The organism is Pontibacter sp. CAU 1760, from assembly GCF_054482735.1.
The window spans coordinates 215,216-237,898 of sequence record NZ_JBTLRL010000001.1; the positions used below are offsets into that span (position 1 = coordinate 215,216).

Annotated in this window: 19 protein-coding genes; 4 read left to right on the plus strand and 15 right to left on the minus strand. The window is 53.9% G+C overall.

All coding sequences use genetic code 11. From position 1 onward, the window contains the following. Positions 1–60 precede the first annotated feature (60 nt). From ACXYMU_RS00890 to ACXYMU_RS00960, 15 genes are all read right to left on the minus strand, one after another. Positions 61–390: a 2Fe-2S iron-sulfur cluster-binding protein gene (locus tag ACXYMU_RS00890; RefSeq protein ID WP_458984456.1), complete on the minus strand. Its 330-nt coding sequence runs from the start codon at positions 388–390 to the stop codon at positions 61–63. A 108-nt stretch (positions 391–498) separates the two neighbouring features. Beyond that, positions 499–1,314, minus strand: a complete 816-nt coding sequence (locus ACXYMU_RS00895; RefSeq protein ID WP_458984457.1) for a Rossmann-like and DUF2520 domain-containing protein — start codon at positions 1,312–1,314, stop codon at positions 499–501. A 115-nt stretch (positions 1,315–1,429) separates the two neighbouring features. Then, on the minus strand, positions 1,430–4,039 hold the full coding sequence (ccsA, locus tag ACXYMU_RS00900) for a cytochrome c biogenesis protein CcsA (RefSeq protein WP_458984458.1): 2,610 nt from the start codon (positions 4,037–4,039) through the stop codon (positions 1,430–1,432). 94 nt (positions 4,040–4,133) lie between these two features. Further along, entirely contained in the window at positions 4,134–4,556 is a 423-nt protein-coding gene (locus ACXYMU_RS00905) for a cytochrome c maturation protein CcmE domain-containing protein (protein ID WP_458984459.1), read from the minus strand. A 128-nt stretch (positions 4,557–4,684) separates the two neighbouring features. Further along, a complete protein-coding gene (locus ACXYMU_RS00910) occupies positions 4,685–5,020 on the minus strand; it encodes a hypothetical protein (protein WP_458984460.1) in 336 nt (111 codons plus the stop codon). Between the two features lie 76 nt (positions 5,021–5,096). Then, a complete protein-coding gene (locus ACXYMU_RS00915) occupies positions 5,097–5,363 on the minus strand; it encodes a CcmD family protein (RefSeq protein WP_458984461.1) in 267 nt (88 codons plus the stop codon). After that, positions 5,350–6,015, minus strand: coding sequence for a cytochrome c biogenesis protein CcsA (gene ccsA, locus ACXYMU_RS00920; protein WP_458984791.1), 666 nt, complete (start codon positions 6,013–6,015; stop codon positions 5,350–5,352). Before ccsA (ACXYMU_RS00920) ends, ACXYMU_RS00915 begins: the two co-directional genes overlap by 14 nt. Before the next feature lie 136 nt (positions 6,016–6,151). Beyond that, positions 6,152–6,793 carry a heme exporter protein CcmB gene (locus ACXYMU_RS00925; protein ID WP_458984792.1) on the minus strand — a complete coding sequence of 214 codons (642 nt, stop codon included), beginning with the start codon at positions 6,791–6,793 and terminating at the stop codon, positions 6,152–6,154. Between the two features lie 276 nt (positions 6,794–7,069). Next, on the minus strand, positions 7,070–7,747 hold the full coding sequence (phoU, locus tag ACXYMU_RS00930) for a phosphate signaling complex protein PhoU (protein ID WP_458984462.1): 678 nt from the start codon (positions 7,745–7,747) through the stop codon (positions 7,070–7,072). A 64-nt stretch (positions 7,748–7,811) separates the two neighbouring features. Continuing rightward, a complete protein-coding gene (gene pstB / locus ACXYMU_RS00935; RefSeq protein ID WP_458984463.1) occupies positions 7,812–8,576 on the minus strand; it encodes a phosphate ABC transporter ATP-binding protein PstB in 765 nt (254 codons plus the stop codon). A gap of 9 nt (positions 8,577–8,585) precedes the next feature. Next, entirely contained in the window at positions 8,586–9,443 is an 858-nt protein-coding gene (pstA, locus tag ACXYMU_RS00940) for a phosphate ABC transporter permease PstA (protein ID WP_458984464.1), read from the minus strand. Beyond that, positions 9,436–10,311 carry a phosphate ABC transporter permease subunit PstC gene (pstC, locus tag ACXYMU_RS00945; protein WP_458984465.1) on the minus strand — a complete coding sequence of 292 codons (876 nt, stop codon included), beginning with the start codon at positions 10,309–10,311 and terminating at the stop codon, positions 9,436–9,438. Before pstC ends, pstA begins: the two co-directional genes overlap by 8 nt. A gap of 76 nt (positions 10,312–10,387) precedes the next feature. Beyond that, a complete protein-coding gene (locus ACXYMU_RS00950; RefSeq protein ID WP_458984466.1) occupies positions 10,388–11,374 on the minus strand; it encodes a PstS family phosphate ABC transporter substrate-binding protein in 987 nt (328 codons plus the stop codon). 193 nt (positions 11,375–11,567) lie between these two features. Beyond that, positions 11,568–12,752 carry a porin gene (locus ACXYMU_RS00955; RefSeq protein WP_458984467.1) on the minus strand — a complete coding sequence of 395 codons (1,185 nt, stop codon included), beginning with the start codon at positions 12,750–12,752 and terminating at the stop codon, positions 11,568–11,570. Positions 12,753–13,194: 442 nt separating this feature from the next. Next, the gene (locus ACXYMU_RS00960; RefSeq protein ID WP_458984468.1) at positions 13,195–14,475 is read right to left on the minus strand and encodes a porin; all 1,281 of its coding nucleotides are present in this window, start codon (positions 14,473–14,475) and stop codon (positions 13,195–13,197) included. Between the two features lie 380 nt (positions 14,476–14,855). On the opposite strand from ACXYMU_RS00960, the gene ACXYMU_RS00965 reads away from it, so the two are divergent. The 4 genes from ACXYMU_RS00965 to ACXYMU_RS00980 all read left to right on the plus strand — a co-directional run bounded on the left by ACXYMU_RS00965 (position 14,856) and on the right by ACXYMU_RS00980 (position 22,671). Next, positions 14,856–17,648 (plus strand): TonB-dependent receptor, encoded by a 2,793-nt coding sequence (locus ACXYMU_RS00965; RefSeq protein WP_458984469.1) that lies wholly within the window; start codon positions 14,856–14,858, stop codon positions 17,646–17,648. 31 nt (positions 17,649–17,679) lie between these two features. Then, complete coding sequence (locus tag ACXYMU_RS00970; protein ID WP_458984470.1) at positions 17,680–19,029, plus strand: T9SS C-terminal target domain-containing protein; 1,350 nt, start codon at positions 17,680–17,682, stop codon at positions 19,027–19,029. Between the two features lie 294 nt (positions 19,030–19,323). Beyond that, on the plus strand, positions 19,324–20,802 hold the full coding sequence (locus ACXYMU_RS00975; RefSeq protein ID WP_458984471.1) for a PhoX family protein: 1,479 nt from the start codon (positions 19,324–19,326) through the stop codon (positions 20,800–20,802). Positions 20,803–20,886: 84 nt separating this feature from the next. Further along, complete coding sequence (locus ACXYMU_RS00980; RefSeq protein WP_458984472.1) at positions 20,887–22,671, plus strand: cytochrome-c peroxidase; 1,785 nt, start codon at positions 20,887–20,889, stop codon at positions 22,669–22,671. Positions 22,672–22,683 lie beyond the last annotated feature (12 nt).

Genomic DNA, 22,683 nt, shown 5'->3' on the forward strand with positions numbered 1-22,683 from the left:
AATGGTTTTCAGGAGATAGTCAGCTTATGAAGATCAACAGTTAACCATGCAGCCATTTAATTAATGCCCCAGGAAATCCTGCTCTGGTATTGTTACCACGATGTCCTCGTTGCCCTGCACCACACATTGGCAACCCAAGCGGGAGTTGATGCGCGGGCTCACAGCGCGGTCAATGTAATCTTCTTCTTTGTCCGAGATTTCAGGCAGGTCATCCATGCCGGCCTCTACATATACATGGCAAGTGCTGCAGCCGCATACACCGCCGCAGTTATGCTGAAGCTTTATATTGTGGTCTAATGCCACATCCAGCACCGACTCCCCTTCTACCGCAGGGTGTGTGACATCTGGCGCCCCATCCGAAAACTTAAAGGTTATATTTACAACTTTCATCTCTTCTATATCTATTTTGAGGGTGCAATTTACAAAGGCCTACCGCCGAATCAAAACGGCCCCGGGCTTTGGGTGTTTACTCAAACAAGGCACAGAACGTTTACTTTGTCACGCGCCTTCGTCTGCATCTGTAGGGCTGGGCTTCTCCTGAATGCTGTCTGACAACTGCTGGTACAGGGTTTGGTAGCGGGGATGTTGCTGCAGCAGGCGCAGATGTTCCTGCATCACGTTCCCGTCGCCACGAACGGCAGGGCCGGTCTGGACGGTAAACGGGTGCTGCTGCGAGGCTTTGGCAAAGGTTTCGGTGATGAGAGGTTGCAGTAAGGTTTGCGGCAATCGGGCTTCCTCTAATAACTGGCGGCTGATGCCGAGCAGATGGTTGGTGAAATTGCAGGCAAACACAGCTGCTAAGTGCAGTTGCTTCCTAGCCTGAGATGATACCGGGTGCACCTGAGTGCTGAGGGTATGGGCCAGCTGCGTTAACTGTTGCAAGGCTTCCTTGTCTTCGGCCTCCAATAGCAGTGGGGTATGGGTTAGGTCAACCGGCTTTGCTTTTGAGAAGGTTTGCAAGGGATAAAACACCCCGATGCGCGCGCCCTTCACAACTTCCAGAACGGACAATGGCTGTGAACCGGAGGTATGAACCACGATGGTGCCGGGAGCCACCCGCACTGTAGCGGCTACGCTGGCAAGCACTGCATCAGGCACTGCCAACAGCACCACGTCTGTATCGGTGTCGCTGAAATCAGGTATAGCCATAGGCTGGGCGTGCGGCAGCAGACTGACCAGGGCTGTGCGGGAGGTCGCGCTGCGGCTGTAAACAGCTGTAACGGTATGCCCGGCTGCTGCAAAAGCTTGCCCTAGGTGCCAGGCCATATTGCCTGCGCCCACCAATGCGATCCGTTTGTTAAAGCTATGTGGCATCAGCGGTAAAACTAAGCAAAACGATTAAGATATACTTGAAAAGCGAAAGCCTATAAAGCCTGAAAGCCCTTGCGAGTAGCAAAGGCTTTCAGGCTTTATAGGCTTTCGCTTGCAATTAAGCAGCTTGTGCTCTTTTTTTCTGGCTAGGCGTAGTAGCAGTTGGTTTAGTCGGCTGCCCTTCGTTGTTACGGCGCAAAATGGCCATCACAAACCCAATGGCCATCACAATCGTGCCTATCCAAAGGATATTCACGAAAGGCTTCTCAATAGCCTTCAGGATGATATAGTCTTTCTGGGTCGCGTTCACCCCAATCTTAAACCGGTTGTTCTCAGTGTCGATGTTCAGGAAGGTGATGCGCAAACCCAGGTCAGCGACTTCCTCCGGTACACGGCCCAGCATCTGGTCCTTGATCATCAGTACTGGGTGGGCATGGTAGTTTTTCTGCTCGCCCATGATCTTCATATCAGCCTGCACCGCTACATCGCCTTCTTCCAATGGTACGCCTGGCACCTGCTCGATGCGCTCAATGCCGTTGAATACGGCCACGTAATCGTTCAGGATAATGGTATCGCCAGCACTTACCTCAAACTCCTGCAGATCGCCCCAGTCCTTCTCCTCGTTCGGGTCTGGCACCGAGGACACGTGTGAGTAAAGGTCCTTGTCAGCGAAGTGCTTGATGTCCGGGGAGGCAAGCAAGCCCATATTAGGGTTCACCTGTGCGCGAGGGTATAGCGTGAAAGACTTGTCACCGTCACGCTCTTTGTATTTCACCTGGTAATAGGTATTCTCCGGAGACTCCAGTTCCAGCGTGTCGCCGGTTTTAAAGTACACCTTGTCGCCTGCTTTAATATCACCGCGGGCAATGGCGGTATACTCATCATTCGTCGGGAAAAGCAATTCGCGATTCACGTATTCCGGCACGCCTTTCACTTCCTGGAACTGGCCATGGTAGCTCACCGTATACTTGTTCATCTCCACCGGGCCGTTGCGCCACAGCAGCACGTTGTCGCGGTTTATCTCATCGGCAAACTCACGCGAGTATACCATGCCCGACGTGTTTTGGGAGATGATGTTGGAATAGCCGGAAGAGAACAGGATGCCAATCAACATCAGCGCGATGCCGATGTGGGCCACCGCACCACCTGAAAGCGCTATCTTTTTGTGGAGCAGGCTCAGGATAATGCTCATGTTAGCGAACACCGAAAAGAGCGCCGCCACCAGCAGCGTAATGTATACCGGGTTGTCAATTGTCTCAGAAAACAACACGCCCATTTTGGACAGCACAATCACGAGGCTAGAGAAAAGCAGCGTCAGCATACCCGGCAGCATAATCGCGTCGATAAAGGTGCTCTTTGTTTTCTCGCCTTTGCGCCACCACAACAGTTGTCCGATACCTGACAATACAGCCACGCCTACACCGGCCCATAACTGGAACTTGGTGTAGTGCTCAATCTGGTCAGCAGGCAAGGCAGCGTTGGAGTCGATGCCGATAAAGCCCAGGAAGGCATTATAGACAGGTATAGACGTGGTAGCCAGTACCTGGAAGCCTGCCAGACAAAGCACAGCCGCCCCGATAAACACCCAGAATTCGCCGGTATAAGTGGCCAGTTCTTTCTCTGTAGTCGGGATATGCTTCCAACGGTACACCAGTAAAGCTATCGCCAGCACAGCAAAAGCAGCGAGGTAAGTAAACAACTGCCCCGACAAGCCCAGGTCCGTGAAAGAGTGCACCGAGGCATTTCCCAGGATGCCGCTTCGTGTCAGGAAAGTAGCGTATAGTATTAGCAGGAATGAGGAGATAACCAGTATAAACGAAGCCTTCAAGCCCTGCTTGCTGCGGCGGTAAGCAATCATGGCATGTATGCCGCCTACCAGCACCAGCCAAGGGATGTATACGGCATTCTCCACAGGGTCCCAATTCCAGTATCCGCCAAAGTTCAACGTCTCATAGGCCCAGTAAGCGCCCATCATAATGCCTACACCCAATACAACAGCCGCAAAATGCGACCAAGGCAAGGCTGGCTTTACCCACTCCACAAACTTGCCTTTCCAAAGGCCGGCCATTGCAAAGGCAAACGGCACAAGCGTAGCGGCAAAACCCAAGAACAGCGTAGGCGGGTGAATCACCATCCAGTAGTTCTGGAGCAGTGGGTTCAGGCCCGTTCCGTCCTGTGGCACAAAGTCAGGGTCCATGGCGAACACAGGGGCGTCTGGCATGAAGTCGCGCATCAGCATGAAAGGGGAGGAGCCGATCTTCAGGTCACCGAGCACCACGCCCAAAATCATGGAAGTAAGGAAAAGCTGCACAAACGAGAACATGGCCATCACAGGAGCTTCCCATACCTTGTTCTTCTTGCCGCTGTTGATCAGCACAACCCCGAGCACCACATGCCAGAAAATCCAGAGCAGGAAAGAGCCTTCCTGGCCCTCCCAGAAGCAGGAGATCATGTAATGCACCGGTAAGTGGTTGGAGGAGTGGCTCCAGGCGTAGTAATACTCGTAGCGATGCTCGTAAATGATGTTGAACAAACTAAAGATAACGAGCAGCACCGCCGCCGCGTGCACGTAAAACGCGCCACGCGCCAGGTTGCGCCAGCTCGTGTCGCCAGTAGCCTCTACGTTTGCGCGCGAGGCCATGAAATAAGCATAGGAAGACACAATGGCTGCCACGAAGGCTACGATCACACTAGCATGGCCAATGTCCCCGATCAGCGTATTTATCATTTTGTATAGTTAGTAAGTTAGTAAGTTAGCGTGTTCGCAAGTCTGGGAGCCATATTAACCCTTTAACTTATCGGCGCGGTAACTCTAAACTGATTTAAAGGCTTGCAGTATTCGGCTTGATTTCCTTTTCCACGTACTTAGACGGGCACTTGAGCAGGATCTTATCGGCCACAAACACATCCTGTTGCATGTTGCCGGTGATCACTACTTGCTCAGAGCGCTCGAAATCCTGGGGTTTGGGGTTGTAGTAGACCACGCGCTGCTCCACACGGTTGGTGTCTACCAGCGTAAAGGCAAAGTAATTCGGGTCTATCAATGGGTCGTAGGCCATGTCGATATGGCCCTGCGGGTCTTTTTTCAGGCGGCCCACCACGTGTACTTTGGTGGTGTTGCCTTCCTCGGCGCGCTCGATCGCCTCGCCAAAAGATACATAGGTACTGGCATCGCCCACCGACGACATGATAATGCCGATGGCCAACGCAATGATAATAATCCCGATGATGTGTGACTTCTTCATCTTTTATGTCAAAGGTTAAAAATCCTTTATCTGTAGCTTAACACGCTATGGCTGAATATAAATCCATGGCGGCAGGCAAATTTAATGCTTCAGAACAAGGGGCACATCACCGGGAGATTCAGGGCAGGCTAGTAAGCGGCGCTTCCTGTGGTTCCGTTCACAAACATGGTTTGTGTGGCTTTTGTGCTCGGTTTTTCCTCGCTTTCCGCTGCTTCCAGCTTCAGGTAAAACTCGTCGGAGTCCAGAAGCTTGTGGGCGCGTAAGTGGCGCTGCGAGATAAACCATATCTGGTTCTGCGTATTGCTCAGTATAAAAAAGCACTCCGACGATTCGCTGGCATTGTATACCCCCAATACTTTATAGGCATAGGCGGGGTCGAAATGGCCATCGTCAATCGGGTGCGGCTTCACGTGGTCTAGCGGGCAAAGTGAAACGTACAGTTTGGGATTTAGGGAAACACTCATTCAGTTTATTTTTCATGTATAGGTTGAATAAGTGGTACGGGAAATCCCAGCCCTTGGCTATGTCCGCCAGGCCATTTTAGCGGTTCACCAGGTCGTCGTGCAGCTGCTTCTCCAGCTTGGTCACCTTACGGTCCAGTACAACCAGGTATAGCAGCACGCCCCCCAACACGGTCAGCAGCACCACTACCACCACGTATATTTTGCCATCCTGGCGCAGCATGTCAGCCATCTCTACATCAGGTTGCGCAGTAGTTGCCGCATTTTCCTGTGCCTGTGCCGGTTGTAGCCCTGCCAGGGCAAATAGCATAAAGCACCACAAGGCTACTATTCTAAACAGTTTCATATAAGCGTTGTCTCAGTAATTCTAATCTTGATTTGATGTTCACGATCCAGATGCCCAGCAGCGTCCAGCCAAGAACGGCCGGATAGAACACGGCACGCAGGCGATTGTCCAGGTCATAGGAGTTGAAACCCGGGTTACCGCCGTTGCCGGGGTGCAGCGAGTCGGTCATGCGGGGCAGGATGAACAAGAGCGGGATAAGCGCCGCAAACGCGAAGATGTTATACACTGCACTGATGCGCGCCCGCTGCTGCTGCTCGTTAAAGGAGCTGCGTAGCACCAGGTAAGCAAAATAAATCAGCAAGCCGATGGCCGAGGCATTCTGCTTTGGGTCGTTACTCCAATAGTCGCCCCACGTGAATTTGGCCCATTCCATGCCCGTCACGATACCCAGCACGCCAAAGAGGATTCCCACTTTGGCCGCCTCCGCCGCAATCACATCGTTGCGGGTAGAGGGGGTTTTGAGGTATTTGATGGAGTAGACAAATGACACCAGCAGGATGATGATCATACCGAACCACATCGGCACGTGGAAGTATAAGTTCCGGATCGTTTCGTTGAGGATCGCCAGGCGTGGCACTTCCGAAAGCATACCAGCCACTACCGTAAAGACGAGTAGCAACGCAGCCAGTACTTTCCACCAATGTTTCTTCATATTCATTTAAGGGCTAGGGTGACGCCAGCAGGTGTAGCTCAAACCTTTCACTTCCAGTATTTTGCACAGCTACCATGCTGCTGCCATACCAGAGACACATAATATTTGTAATTCGTTCTGTTTCGCGGACAGGCCGTTACGAACGCCAAAGGTACGGGAACAAAATGTAAGATACAGTGACCACGATCATGTTTATGGCAAGCAGGGTAAGCAGTTCGTCGAGGCTTACGCTGCGGTCCAGGCCGTCGATGGCGTTTTTAGACATCTTGATCAGCATCAGCAGCATCGGCACAATTACCGGGAAGCTGAGCACCGCCATGAGCGTGCTGCTGTTGGCGGCCTTAGAAGCGATGCCCGAAATCATGGTGAGCGAGGTGGAAAATCCGATGGCCCCCAACAGGATAGAGAGCAGAAACATGGGTATGTCCTGCACCGGGTTGCCCAGCACCAACGCATACACCAGAAAACAAATCACGGCCAGCACCAGCATGAGCAGCGCATTGTAGATGGTCTTAGCCAGAATCACGCCCTGCGGACTCACAATGGAGTAAAAATACAGCAAACGGCCCCGGTTCTCCTGCATAAAGCTCTTCGCGATCGCGTTCACGGACGTAAAGAGCAGGATAATCCAGAGCACTGCATTCCATACCGGCACCGTCAGCACGTTTGCGCGCATGCCAAAGCTCAGGAAGCACACAAACACGGTGCTGCCCACATAAAGCAGCATGCCATTGAAAGCGTATTTCTGCCGCCACTCCAGCACCAGGTCCTTCTGAATCAGGTATAAAATCTCTTTTAGCAGCACTTTCAGGATATTTTCCTGCAAAGGTAAGGCACAAAACGCTTGGAAGGTAATTTTGCGGCCGATTGTTAGGCATGAAGGGCTTTTCGGAGAAGGTAACTTGATAGGATATGCCAAAAGTGGAGTGCAGCAGTAACTTATGGCAACGCGTATTCAAAAAAAAAGCACAAGCCGCTGAGGCCCGTGCTCTTTTTATATGGAAAACCGTGTAGATGGTAAAAATTAAACCATCCAACAATTTAACAATTCACTTTAATCCTTCTTTTTCTTCTTGTCCTGCTTGTGCTTCACCACTTTTGCATCGCGATAGAAGATGACTTCTTCGGCAATGTTCGTTACCTGATCGCCGACCCGCTCCACTTTCTTGATGATGGACAAGATCGCTAATCCCTCCGTGATTTTCTCTGGGTTGTTGGCCATGTACTTTGTCACGATACGGTCTGACTTGCGGTAAATCTTGTCTAGCCCCTTGTCGCGCTTGATGATGGTTTTGGCCAAAACGGGGTCGTTGTTTTTGAAGGCAATGCGGCAATCGTTCAGCATCGACATCGCCTCTTCGTACATCGGGAGCAGGTTTGTCATTTCGAGCAGGTCCTCGTTTACGGGGGCGTCCAGTTTCTTGGCAAAGCGGGCAATGCCCTCGGCGGTATCACCGATGCGCTCCAGGTTTGCGTTGATCTTCAGCACAGCCAAAACCATGCGCAGGTCCACGGCCACAGGGGTAAACAAGGCAAAGAAGTTCTCGCACATGCGGTCGATCTTCACATCAAACTGGTTTACCTTTCGGTCACGCTTGATGATCTGGTCGGCAAGTTCGGGATCTGCTTTGAGCATGGCATCGCGGCCACTGTGCAACTGGTATTCCACCAAATCCCACATCTCCAGCAGCTTTTTCTTCAGCTTTTCTAACTCTACATCTATATGAGGCATCTTGTATATATCTGAATGGGTGAGTTTTTTATTTTGTTAAACAGCGGGGGAGGCAAACAGTTTATCAACCGAAGCGGCCCGTGATGTAATTCTGCGTGCGCTCGTCCTGCGGGCTGGTGAACATGGTCTTCGTCTTGGAGTATTCCACCAGCTCGCCCATGTAGAAGAAGGCGGTGTTGTCGCTCACACGGCCAGCCTGCTGCATGTTGTGGGTCACGATCACGATGGTATAGTCGGTTTTCAGCTCATAGATCAGCTCCTCTATCTTGGCGGTAGAAAGCGGGTCGAGGGCAGAGGCCGGCTCATCCATCAGCAACACGGAGGGCGAAATAGCCAGGGCGCGGGCAATGCAAAGCCTTTGCTGCTGCCCACCCGAAAGGGCAAGTGCCGATTTGTTGAGGTTGTCCTTCACCTCGTTCCAAAGGGCGGCGCGCTTCAGCGACTTCTCGGCAGCCTCCTCCAGCACCGATTTTTTCTTGATGCCCTGTATCTTCAGGCCATACACCACGTTCTCAAAAATGCTCTTCGGAAAAGGGTTGGGCTTCTGGAACACCATGCCCACCTCCTTGCGCAGCTCATCCACACGCACTTCCTTGGCATATATGTCCTTGCCGTCCAGCAGGATGTCGCCTTCAGTCCGGAAGCCTTCGATGTAGTCGTTCATGCGGTTGAAAGTGCGCAGGAACGTGGACTTTCCGCAGCCAGAGGGGCCGATGAAAGCCGTTACATTCTTCTCCTCCATGGCAATATTGATGCCTTTCAGCGCATGAAAATCACCATAATAGGCATTGAGGTTAAGGGCCTCCAGTTTGTTGTGTTTTTTGCTCATGGGTATAAGTTACCACTTAATTTTTTTCTGCTGCCTGTTGCGCAGGTATACGGCAATGCCGTTCAGCATGAAGGTGATGATTAACAATATAATGATGGCCGCCGCTGCGTTTGTCTGGAAATCGGCCTGCGGCCTTGACGTCCAGTTAAAGATCTGGATAGGCAGCACTGTAAACTCATCGAGCGGCGAAGACGGCGTAAACGGCACATAAGCCAGCGCCCCGATCACGATCAGTGGAGCGGCCTCGCCCACCGCTCTGGACAAAGCCAGGATAATTCCTGTGAGTATACCCCCGAAAGAGGCCGGCAAAACCTGGTTCCATACCGTCTGCCACTTCGAGGCACCTAGGGCATAAGAACCGTCGCGCACACTGCGGGGTACCGCCTTGATGGCCTCGCGAGTAGTCACGATGATGATGGGCAGGATCAGGAGCGACAGCGTAAGCGCACCGGCCAATAAGCTGCCTCCCAGTTTCATCTGGCGCACAAAGATCTCGAGGCCCAGCAAACCATAGATGATAGAGGGCACACCCGCCAGGTTGGCGATGTTTATCTCCAGGAAGTTAGCCATTTTACTTTTTCTGGCATACTCCTCCAGGTAAACACCCGCCGCTACCCCCAACGGAAACGCGATGATGGTGGTGAGCACCAGTATCCAGAGCGTGCCTACCCAAGCCGTCAGGATACCCGCACGGGCAGCTCTACGAGAGGGCAAACTTACCAGAAAGTCCCAGTCGATGCGGCGGGCACCCTCCAGGATAATGTCGAACAGGAAAACGGCGAGCACCACCAGGCCAATGAAGGTACAGAAAATACCGAAAACCTGAAAGGCTTTGTCCTTGAGCCTGTTTTTCTCTGAATTAGTCATACTTTTCCTGGTATTTCTTTTTGATCCAGAAGCTGAGGTTGTTCAGCGCGAATGTGAAAACAAACAGCGTGATACCCGCAGCAAAAATTGTTTTATACTCCAGTGAGCCACGCGGCACGTCACCCAAACTAACCTGTACAATGTAGGTGGTAATAGTTTCGATGGGAACCAGCGGGTTAAGCGTGAGGCGCGGTTGCTGACCGGCGGCAATGGCCACAATCATCGTTTCGCCCACCGCTCTGGAGATAGCCAGGATAACCGACACCACAATACCTGACGATGCCGCTGGCACCATCACGCCGAAGGAGGTTTGCAGGCGTGTGGAGCCCATGCCATAAGCGGCCTCGCGCAGCGAGCGGGGCACCGAACTGATGGCGTCCTCGCTCAGGGAGGAGATCATCGGGATGATCATAATCCCCATCACGATACCGGCAGACAAAGCGTTGAAACCTGCTAATTCCGGGATGAAGCTTTGCAGGAAAGGCGTTACCACCGTCAGGGCGAAGAAGCCATACACTACCGTTGGAATAGTGGCCAGTACTTCGAGCAGCGGCTTCACCACTTGCTTCATGCGGGCATGGGCATACTCGTTCAGGTATACAGCGATGGTAAGCCCGATCGGAAGGGCAACGGCAATGGCTACAGCGGTAGTGAGCAGGGTTCCTGCCACTAGCGGGGCGATACCAAACTTTTTGTCAGCAAAAAGGGGCGTCCACTCCTTCTCTGTTAAGAAATCAACGATTGAGACAACCTGAAAAAAGCTGATGGACTCGGATAAAAGCACCCAAATGATGCCAGCTGTAATAAGTATTGTGATTGCAGCTGCTAACCACAACAGGCCCTCGATAATTTTTTCGGATACTTTCAAGGTGCTGTTTGTTTAATAATGCAGAAATAACGGCTGATGCTTCGGCCGTTATTTCTGCAAAATATCATATATAGGTTTACTTCTTCGCGCCGTCAGCAAACTGCTTGAACTTCTGCTTCTGCTCTTTGTACATGTCGTCCGGAAGCGGAATATAACCAACCTCCTGGCTCAGCTCAGCGGCGTTGTCGAGGTAGAAGTTCACGAACTCAACTGCCGCAGGAGAGGCCACAGCCTTCGAGTTTACATAGATGAACAGTGCGCGGGAAAGCGGAGCGTAAGAACCGTCTTTCACAGTCTCCAGCGAAGGGGTAATAGCACCTTTGCCGTTGCTGTCGTTCAAGTCGTCTACCGGCACCACTTTCAGCTTGTTCTGGTTTTCCTCATAGTATGCGTAGCCAAAAAAGCCGAGGGCAAATTTATCCGTCGATACACCCTGCACCAGTACGTTGTCGTCTTCGCTGGCGGTATAGTCGCCACGGCTCGCGCCGCTTTCGCCCACAACAGCCTCTGTAAAGTAGTCATACGTGCCGGATTCTACGCCTGGGCCGTACAAGTGAATCTCCTCGTTTGGCCACTCCGGACGGATCTGGTTCCAGCGCTTGATAGTACCCTGTGCCGCTGGCTCCCAGATTTTCTTCAACTCATCTATGGTGATGTCCTTTACCCAGTCGTTCTCCGGGTTGATCACTACCGTCAAACCATCATAGGCTACCGGTAACTCAATGTAAGAGATGTTGTTGGATGTGGCCATTTCAGCTTCCTCCGCCTTCATCTGGCGCGACGCGTCCACGATGTCGATCTCGCCGCGCGTGAATTTCTTCATGCCACCGCCCGTGCCAGACACACCTACTGTTACTTTCACATCCGGAGCCACTGTGCGGAACTCCTCGGCCACTGCCTCCGTGATCGGGTATACCGTAGAGGAACCGTCTATCTGAATGTTGCCAGAAAGGTCAGAGCCATTGCCGGCTCCTTCTTCAGTGCTGCCTCCGCAGGCGCTGAACAGCATGGTAGCGCCAAAAAGCACTGCGACATTTAATCTGGAAAGCTTAGAATTTAACATAAGCTGGAGTTGGTTTGGTTGTTTTAGTTCAGTTATGGACAGTTGAATGCAACTTACTGCTATACTATGATGAGTGACAGCGAGTTATCTTTTATTGCATTTTAGCCTGTGTAAGCAGGTGCAAAGTGAGCTATAAGATTTTAGATTTTGCAGCCCGCAATGTTAACATATTGTTAAGTTTTGATGGCGGGGCTTAAAGCGCGACCTCCATCTGCAAACGAAACTGGTACCTGTCCTCGCGGCCTACGCGCTGCTGTAGCGTGATGTCGCTCTGTACCTTCAGGCTGTGGCCGAATATGTACTTCGACAGGCCGAGGGTATAGTGGTCTTCGTCGCTGGCTCCGATTGCCGCATCAGGGTTATAGCTGGTGTAGCGACTGGCTACTTCCCAGTTATTTTTGAAGAGGTAACCTGCCTGCAAGTTCAGGGCATTTCCGGTTACGAAAGTTTCCTGGATCTTACCCTCGTCGGTGCGTAGCACCACAGGGCCATCTGGGGCAGTTTTGTTGGCATACTCGCCCATGGCCGAGAAACCTCTATACTTGAACATGGCATCCACGAACACAGTGTGCAGGTCGCGGGTGTCGCTCAGGAAGTTGCCCAGCTGGCCTCTGGCACGGCTGGCATCATCGTTAAAGTCGTAGGTGGCGCCGATAGACAGTTTAGGGGTTTGCTCACGCGCCAGGTCACTGCCGGAGTAGTCGCCGTTCCCCATGAAGTCTCCGAAAGGAAGTATCTCGCCACGCAGGGTATAGCCATACCCACCTGCATTCAGGGCCGTATAGTCGCGGCCCTCGCCATTCGAGATGGCGGCAGCCTGTCGCAGGATCACGTTGCCAACAGTGGTTTCGTGGTGTAGCTGCACACCCGCATCGCGGTCGATGTTAAAGCGCGAGTTCAATAAGCTGCGGTCCACAAACTGGAGCTGCTGTGAGGAGATCACACGCTCACGGTTACCGGGCAGCTTTGTCTGGCCAACCCAGAATTCCCAGCCCGGTGCAAAGTTGTATTTTGCCACCGCATCCAGGATGATGTTGTTGGCGAAGTTCTGCTGGGCAATCGGCTCGCCGCCGATGTCGCGGTTACTAAGGCCAAGTTCTATTTTATAGGTAAGGCGTGGGTCATATGCAAAACCGCCGAACTTCAGGCGGGCTCTTCGAATCAGGAACTGGTCGTCCCACTCGTTGTCGGCTGGGTTAGATCCGCCTACATACAGCATTTGGAAGCGCGTCTGGAACTTCATGCTGAAAGAAGAGTCGGCCGTGATGAACTGCAGGCCCTTGCCAAACTTTGAGTTGTTAACGGATTGTGCCTGGGTGGCACTGGCTGTGAAAAGTGCGAACAGGGCAATAAGAGCGCCCTTTATTTTGTTGTTCACGATTCTTAATGGTTTTAGTGAGAATAAAATACTAAGTCGTGACTAAGCTTTAAACTACACTGCTCTGATAAGATTCTGTTATACCGTAGCCGTGTGCAAAATCTTTCCTGCTGTACCCACAGAGTTAGTCAGGCTCTCTGAGTGAGGTGTTCCGATTTTGCACTGCAAAGGTCCGGCTTTTCAGAGGAAATTGCATCTTAACAATTGTTACGAAATTGTTAAAAGTGGCAAGAAGTGCCTTTAGGTATATCTGAGGGGGTTTTTTAACTGCTTATGGCCGCCTGTTTTTTGTGTTTTAGTCACCTGTTTTTACCATGTCTTAACATTGCGGTAACATTGGGCAGGTTAAAAGCATTGAAATTGACTATGCCAACTGGCCTGAAAACAGCAACGCCCTTAGGCTTAGTGGCTTAAGGGCGTTGCGTTGGCAGGGAGCAGAAACTTAAAAGTTAAACTGGGCCTGCAGTCTCAGCCTGTTACCATGTTGGTTGTTGGATGGGTTGCTTGGGGTAGTGATGGTTCGGTCCTCTATGGAGTATACCGCCGTCAGCTCCAGGTTTTTGATGATTTGCCATTCCGTGCCAATCTCCGTCTGGTATACCAGGTAGCCGGGTGCGTCTTTCTCGTGCTTCTTGCCGCCATCATAGTATTGCACCTTCAGGAAGGGAGTAACCACATGGTTGCCGAGCTTCATCATATACATCGTCTGGGCGTAGCCACCTTTGATGTCCTTCACTTTAATTGAGTTGGTGGCAGGGTCAAACTCCGGGCCTTCGCCAATGTTATACTCGGCCTGGAAGCCCAATGGCTGCGGGTATACCACAAGCGTTGCCGCCACCCTTCTGTCGATGTATGATTTGTCTGCAATCACTTTGGCGCTAAGCTGGTCTGCCGTAACCGTGTAGCGACCAGTGTACGCCTGTATGCCCGGCTCGATGAACTGGCCATTGCTAAGTTTAAAGGGGTATGAAACCCGGGCCACGGTATGCAGGTTGTCGTTCGCCTCAGGCTTGTTGGCGGTCTGACCGTTGTAGATACCCAGGCCAACCACGCCATAGTCGCCGCTGCCTTTCAGGCCAAGGCTGGTCAGTTCCTCGAAACGCTTTCGGATTTCGGATGGCGCGTAGTAAAAGAACACTCCCAGGTCACGCTCATTGGCAATGGCGCTGTTCAGGGCGTCGTTACGGTCCAGGGTAAGGCGGTTGCTGCTCGACTGCATGTTCTCGAAGCCATACGGGATCTTGCTCTGACCCACGCGGAACCTATACTCTTTCTTTGCATCCAAGGCCACATCAAAATAGGCATCCCGCAGCTGAAAGAAGTTTTGGGTAGTGGAGCTTGGCGATGAGGCGATGTCCGGCTGAATGTAGATGAACACACGATCATGCACGTTGCCACTGATGATCAGACGGGCACGGCGGATGAAGAACCCTGTGTTCTCACCCAATGACTTATCGCACTGGTCGCACTTAAGGTCTGGGTTCGTTTCGAGCAGTCGGTTATACCGCACCTGGGCATACCCTCTGATGGAAAGCACATCGTACCAAGCTTTCTTTTTTGGTGCTTCAACTTTCTCAGGGGCTTTTTCTACCACCATAGCTGGGGTTGGAGCGGGTTGTATTGTTTTAGTCGTGTCGGTTTGTGCGTTTGCGGCGGTTGTCGCGGCAAAAGTAAGTGCCACAGCAGAAGCTACGGCGAAAAGGCGAATTTCTTTAAAATTCATGTTGGGTGAAATAAAAGATACCGGTTAAGTGATGCCGATAGAGGGGATAGTCATGCCGCCTTTTTTCGATGCACAAATTTCGTGTATCAATGTTATCGGAGTGTTACGGCAATGTTAAATAAATGCTTCCAAAGCATTTATTTTTGGAGGAGTGCCGGAGATTTTGCAATGATGTTTAAACGTTTATTTCGACGCATTAAGAAGAGAGTATAAAAATGGGCTTGGAGGCTGCAAACCCATCGCGTAACATTGCCATCACATCGGAATAATATTGCGATAACGAACAATAGCTTTTTTTAATATAGCCTTAACGCTGGTGTAAACATGAGGTAATATGCGGCATCTACTTTTGCAGCGAGACTAAACAAAAGTAGAGCACAATGAAATCATTCTTAACCATTCTCGCCATTCTTGTTACCACTGCCTACAGCTTCGCGCAGCAGGGAGCCATCAAAGGCAAGGTAACCGACAAAGTATCCGGCGAAGAGATCATCGGCGCGGTGGTGTTTATCAAGGGAACATCCAAAGGAACAACCACAGACTATGAGGGAAACTTTGTGCTGCCCATGGAGGCAGGTTCCCATACCCTGTCTGTCACCTTTCTTTCTTATAAGCCTTTCGAGAAAGCAGGCGTGGTCGTAAGCGGCGGCCAGCCCACTACCCTAAATGTGCAGCTAGAGGAGAACACCACACAGATACAGACGGTGGAGATTGTAGGCACGCGCCAGACAAACACCGAGATGGCCGTGCTAGCGAACATGCGAGCAAGCGAGGTGGTGGTGAGCGGCGTAGCCGGTGAGCAGATTGCCAAATCCATGGACCGCGACGCTGCCGAGACCGTGAAGCGCATACCGGGCGTAACGGTGCTCAACGATAAATACGTGGTGATACGGGGTATGAATCAGCGCTACAACACCGTGCTGCTCAACGATGCCCTGACGCCCAGCACCGAGCCAGACCAGAAAGCCTTCTCCTTCGACATCCTGCCCACCAGCGTCATCGACCGCATTATGATCTACAAAAACGGCTCGCCGGAGCTGCCGGGTGAGTTTGGCGGCGGTGTGATCAAAATCTATACGAAGAACGTGGTGAGCGAGGACCAGACCAGCATCGGTGTCTCGGGCTCATACCGCGCCGGCACCACGTTTGCCAAGGTGCTGGCAGACAGCAAGAGCCGCACCGACTTCCTGGGCTTTGACAACGGCAAGCGGCAGCTGCCAGCCGGGTTGGCCACTCATGCCAATGCTACGGGAGAGGTACCGCAGAAAGGCCAGCTGTTCCCTAACAATTGGGCACCGCTGGCAGCCACCGCCACCCCCGACCTGCGCATGTCACTGGGTATAAACCGCCGCTTCGACCTGGGCAATCTGCGCCTGAGCACGGTGTCCGCTGCCTCTTACAGCAACACACAGACCACCACCGAAGGTACCCGCAACGCATACGGCGCGTTTAACAGCGAGCTGGGCCGAAGCGAGCAGCAGATGGCTTACCACGACAACGTGTATACCAACAACGTGCGGGTAGGGCTCATCAGCAACTGGGCCGCCCGCCTGAACAACGACAATAAACTGGAGTTCCGCAACCTGTTCAACCAACTGGGCAGCAACGAGGTGCTGGAGCGCAAGGGCGTGGATTATACAAACGATGCGCAGCTGCAGAAAAACTACTCGCTGCGCTACGAGAGCCGCACCATCTACTCGGGGCAGCTACAGGGCACCCACGACTTCAACGATTACAACACCACCGTTACCTGGACGGGAGGGTATAACTACACTAACCGCAACGAGCCGGACTACCGTCGCTTCCGAACAGCCGATGATGCGGGCAACGGCACCTACCGCCTGCTGTACCAGCCCATCCCGACGCTGCGCGACGCCGGACGCTTTTACTCCGACTTGAACGAGCATGGCATGATGGCAAACGGGCAGATAGAGCACCGCTTTACCACAGCCGATACCACCGCTGAAAACACACCGAAGCTAAGGGCCGGGTTCTATGCAGAGCGCAAGAGCCGCGATTATACCTCCCGCTTCTTCTCCTTCGCACCAGCCAATAACTCCATGTTTGACCAGAACATTCCATACCTGCCAATCGGGGAAGTGTTCTCCTCTGAGAACATCAACAACACCACCGGCTGGAAACTGCTCGAGGACTCGAACCCGCAGAACAACTACCAAGCCTACAACACTTACCTGGCCGGTTTCGTGGGCGGTGCCACCGGCATCACAACAGACCTGTCGGTTTCGGGCGGGGTGCGCGTGGAGTACAACAACCAGGAACTGGCCGCGCTGGGCTTTGACGGGCGCCCGCTGAACCGGTCGAATCCGGTGCTGAGCGTGCTACCTTCGGCTAACTTCACCTACGACCTGACTGCCCGTGCCAAGCTGCGAGCCGGCGGAAGCATGAGCGTGAACCGCCCGGAGTTTCGGGAGATCGCCCCGGCTCCTTACTTCGACTTCGTGAACCTGCTAGAGGTAGTGGGCAACCCGGACCTGGAAGTGGCCACGATCTACAACGGCGATGCGCGGTATGAATTCTACCCGAACCCCACGGAAATCCTCTCCATTGGAGCTTTCTACAAACACTTCAACAAGCCCATCGAAACGGTGTTTGAGAACACCAGCGGTGGTAACACCATCACCTTCGAGAACGCAAGGAACGCCGCTAGCTACGGTCTGGAGGCTGAAATACGCAAGTCGCTGCTGGATGTGTCGGCCTCGCCCTTTGTCCAAAACCTAACATTGGTGCTGAATGCCGCCCTGGTGAAAAGCGAAGTGACCCTGACCGATGACCGCGCCCGTTACCAGCCCGGCACACGCCAGATGGTGGGTCAGTCGCCTTACGTGGTGAACACGGGGGTATACTACCAGGACGATGACCGCAAGCTGCAGGTGAACGTGCTGTACAACGTGATCGGGACGCGCATCTTCGCGGCGGGCAGCAACCTGCGCCAAGCCATCTACGAAATGCCGCGCCACCAGATCGACCTGTCGCTGACGAAGGGCATCGGTGAGCACTTCGAGCTGAAAGCCGGCATCCAGGACCTCTTGAATCAGAAAACGCGCCTGATCCAGGATTCCAACGATGACAAGAAGATCACTGAAGTGGATGAATCTTTCCGGGCTTTCCGCAAAGGGCAGTACTCCACTGTGGGCATGACATACAAATTCTAATAAAACCAAAACAAACACTTAACAACCTATTATGAAAAAATTATCAAATCTGTTCCTGGTTGCTTTCCTGGCCGTAACCTTCCTGGCCTGCGACGACACGACTGACACACCAACTGTTGCTGGTGAGCAGTTTACAACCGAGCAGACCAACGGTATGACCGTTATTTCCGGCGCTACCGAGGAGAACTTTACGCTGAACGCAAACACGAAATACCTCCTGCGGGGCTTTGTATATGTGAAAGAAGGCGCGACGCTTACCATCGAGCCGGGCACCGTGATCATGGGCGAGAAATCCACGAAAGGCACACTGATCATCGAGCGCGGCGCCAGGATCATGGCGCAGGGCACAGCCTCTAAGCCGATTGTCTTCACCTCAGCGCAGCCAGCAGGCTCACGCGCCGCCGGCGACTGGGGTGGTATCATCATCCTCGGAAACGCCCCGGTGAATCTGGGTGCAGGAGCCCGCATCGAGGGTGGCGTGGACAGAGAGTACGGTGGGGCTGACGCTGCCGACAACTCCGGTACGCTCCAGTACGTGCGCATCGAGTACCCCGGCATCGCCTTTCAGCCAGACAACGAGATCAACGGCCTGACAATGGGCGGTGTGGGTTCAGGCACAACAATCGACTATGTGCAGGTATCCTACAGCGGCGACGACTCTTTTGAGTGGTTCGGTGGTACGGTGAACGCCAAACACCTAATTGCTTATAAGACTGTGGATGATATGTTTGATACCGACAACGGATACTCCGGTAAGCTGCAGTTTTTGGTGGGCATCTCAGACCCGAATGTAGCTGATGCCTCCGGATCCAACGGTTTCGAGTCCGACAACGACTCGCAGGGCTCGGGTGCCACACCGATTACAGCGCCTACTTACTCTAACGTAACGCTTTTCGGCCCGCTGGGTACAAACCCTTCCGCGCAGGTGAACGCCAATTTCAAGCGTGGCCTGCACATCCGGCGCAACAACAAGACAAAGCTGCATAATTCCATCGTGCTGGGCTGGCCAACAGGCTTGCTGCTAGATGGCGCTCCTACGCAGACAAATGCCACAGCCGGAGAAATGCTGATCAGAAACACCGTGCTTGCCGGCATCCCAACGGGCAAGGCCCTGACAGTGGAAAGTGGCAGCACCTACGATGTGGCGAGCTGGTTTAACGCAGCGGCAAACAGCAACGCCGTCGTGAACGATGGCACTTCGCTGAACATCGGCGGAGCCTATAATGCTACGCCCGCCTTTACGAAGGCCAGTACAAGCGTGGCAGCCAACTTCACCGGTATGGATAGCTTCTTTACCACCGTTGACTACATCGGCGCTTTCGGTAACACCGACTGGACGGCCGGCTGGGCCAACTTCAACCCACAGAATACCACTTACTAGTCCAATATTTCACCTTTGGTTGCGCATGTATGGGTGAGAACATCGTGGCAACCAGCTAGTGGAGCGGCTTAGTCTCCCGCTTTGCGAAAGCCTGCCAACCGGCAGGCTTTTTCATTTCCAAAGGGGTATGGCCGCAGGGGGGGGATGGGCGACCTCCATCAAGCGCAAAGCTGCAGTTCGGCACGAGTATTAATCTCCTCACATAGGAAAAAAAGGGGTTACAGAACAGTAATGTTGGTGTAACACTGAGTTAACACGCCGGTGGTAGCTTTGAATAGAAACAAAACAAACACTATGAACAACTTATCGATTAGGAACGCTGGTGCTGCCTTGGCGCTTGCCTCAGTTCTGCTCGTGGGCTGCCACAACGACGACAGCTATAATCCCGGAAAACCCGCTGACCTGGCACTGGAGGACTACTCCGTAAACCCGGCGCTGGTGAAAACGCTCCCAGGCTTTGAAGGCATTTCCGTGAATACCCTGCTCAGCAGCGACGATGTGCTGGAGGAGTCTCCGGACTTTGTGTATGGTGCCCAGCCAGACGGGGCTGGCATGCTGCGCAACCCCAGTGGCGAAGGCTACATCATGGTGACGAACCACGAGATTCTGCAGGCCGTATCGCGGGTATACCTGGATAAGAACCTGAAGCCGCTGAAGGGCGAGTATATCGTGGATGGTGCGGGTGGCATGTGGCGCCTGTGCTCGGCCACGCTGGCCACACCACAGGAGCACGGCTTCGGCCCAGTGCTGCTCACCGCTGGCGAGAGCGGCACAGAGTCCATGATCCATGCCATCGACCCGATGGGCAGCGTGGGCGACAGAAGCCGCACCGACCGCACCTTGCCCGCCCTGGGCAAGTGCAGCGCCGAGAATGCCGTGCCGTTGCCGAAGGCCGCCTTTGCCGGGAAAACAGTTGTGTTTGTGGGCGAAGATGAGAGCAACCCGGCCAACAGCATGGGCCAGATAAACATGTACGTTTCCAGCACCGTGGGCGACCTGCAGAACGGCCAGCTTTATACCCTGCGCCGCACCGACAGAAACGTGGTGGAAACCGCCATGGAGGTAGGCAAGGGCTACGAGGTGGAGTTTGTGGCCTACGACAACGTGGCCTCCAGCACGGGTGCTCAGTTGGCTGCCCAGTCGGTGGCTAAGCAGGCGATTCAGTTTGCCCGCGTCGAGGATCTGGACTACGGAAAGGGCAGCGCCAAGAACAACCGCACCCTGTATTTTACCTCCACCGGCGTGAGCCCGGACAAGGTGAACCCCGCCCCTGGCCTGACCATGTGGGGGAGGGTATACAAACTGGAGCTGGACGCCAATAATCCATTGAAAGGAAAGATCACGCCGCTGATTGATGGCAACGAGGACCCGGGCAACAGCATCGTGAACCCAGACAACATTTGCGTGACGCAGAACTACGCTTACATTCAGGAGGACGGTGACTCCTTCTACCGCGATAACAAGCACGATGGCCGCATCTGGCAGTATGACCTGCGGACCGGGGCGCTGAAGCCGATGCTGGAGATGAACCACCGCCGCGGCGATGCCGCTTTCAACGCCAAGTATAACCCCTCCGGCGATACCCGTCTCAGCTCCTGGGAGTACGGCGCCATGTATGACATCTCGGACCTGATAGGCAAAGCGGGCACCTTTGTGGTGAACCTGCACCCGCACACCTGGCGAGATGCGAAATACAAGAATGCTGATGGCAGTGGCGTGTCCTCGAACATGGAGGGCGGGCAGACCGTCATCCTGACGAATGTGCCACGTTAGTAGGCAACAGTATTTTGTATGATTAACAGGCAAAGCTTTCCGGCACAGTGGGAGGCTTTGCCTTTCATTTTTTAGCGATTTTGTATGATGATGAAAAAGTTATACCTCTTTTTCGGGAGCCTGAGCGTGCTTCTGTACTGCTGCGTGCCCGGCACGCCCCCTGCGCCTGTAGAGCAGGCTAAAACGCATTTGCTCGCTAACCTCGACACGCTGGAGCACACGGCTAAGCACCAGTTGCTGCGCCAGGCCAAGGCCGGGCAGCCAGACGCTATGCGGAGGGCTTTCCGGGAGGTGCGCCACCGGTATAAAAAGGTAGAGCTGTTTACCGAATATTACGCCCCTACGGCCAGCAAGGCGCTGAATGGCGCCCCGCTGCCCACCTACGAGGTGCAGGAATCGATGGCGTTTGAGCCGGCTGGCCTGCAGGTTATCGAGGAGTACCTATACCCAACGTTTGAGGCAGATAACCGTGCGGAGCTGGTGCGGGAGGTGACAAAATTCATATCAGTTCTAAGGCGCGCCCGCACCATCCTGGAGGCAACCGAGCTGGAGGAGGCCAACTTGCTGAATGCCTGCAAGCAGGAGATTTACCGCATCATGGTTTTTGGCATCTCCGGCTTCGACACGCCCCTCTCGGGCGCAGGCGTGCAGGAGGTGGCCCCGGCGCTGGAGTCGGTGCGGGATGTGCTGGCGTTTTTGGGCGAGAACCGGGAGTTGGAGCACTTGCTGCGAGAAGGGGCGGCGTATAACCAGGGGCAGGAGTTTGAGCAGTTCGACCGCATGGCCTTTATCACCCGTTTCGCCAACCCTATCACCACCAGGATAACGGCATGGCAGGAAGAGTTGGGCATTGCGCCGCTCCCGAATCAACTGGCCCTGAACCCACAGGCTGCTACTTTGTTCGCGCCCAACAGCATCAACAACGATGCCTTTGCTGGTATGGCCGATGCTGCTACCACCCCTGCCAAAGTGGCCCTGGGAAAAGCCCTTTTCTTTAGCCCTGTGGTGTCGGGTGGCACCCGTACCTGCGGCAGCTGCCACAGGCCGGAGCTGGCCTTCAGCGACGGCCTGCCCAAGAGCGCCGCGCTGGAGCCGGGTAAGTTTGTGCAGCGCAATGCGCCCACCCTTCTGTATGCTGGGCTGCAGCACGCCCAGTTCTACGACATGCGCACCACCACGCTGGAAAGCCAGGCGGTGGAGGTGATTCGCAACAAGGACGAGATGCACGCGTCGGTGGAGGAGGCGGCGCAGCGCCTGAACCGGCAGGCTGCGTATGCAGAGGCGTTCCGGAAGGCGTTTCCGGGGATGGAGGCCGAGGTGCAGCCCCGCCACGTCATGCTGGCGCTCGGGGCTTACGTGCGCTCACTCACGCCCTTCAGCTCCCGGTTCGACAGGCACATGCGGGGCGAGGGGGAGCACCTGACGGCAACGGAGGCAAAGGGCTTTAACCTGTTCATGGGCAAGGCCAAGTGCGGTACCTGCCATTTCATGCCGGTGTTTAATGGCACGGCCGCGCCCCACTTCGCCGATACGGAGGCCGAGGTGTTGGGCGTACTGCAAAACCCAAGGGCCGCCCACCCGAAGCTGGACACCGACGAGGGGCGCTTCACCCACAGCCGAATGCCCGGCCTGCGCTTCGCCTTCAAAACCCCGACACTCCGTAACAGTAGCAAGACAGCCCCATACATGCACAATGGCGCTTACCAAACGCTGGAGGAGGTGCTGGATTTCTATAACCAGGGCGGTGCACAGGGGATGGGCATGCCGCTCGAAAACCAAACCCTGCCCCCCGACCCGCTGCACCTGACAGCGGAGGAAACTGTCGCAATCATCGCCTTTCTGCATACGCTCACGGATGAGGAGGTATAGCAAGGGGTGTGG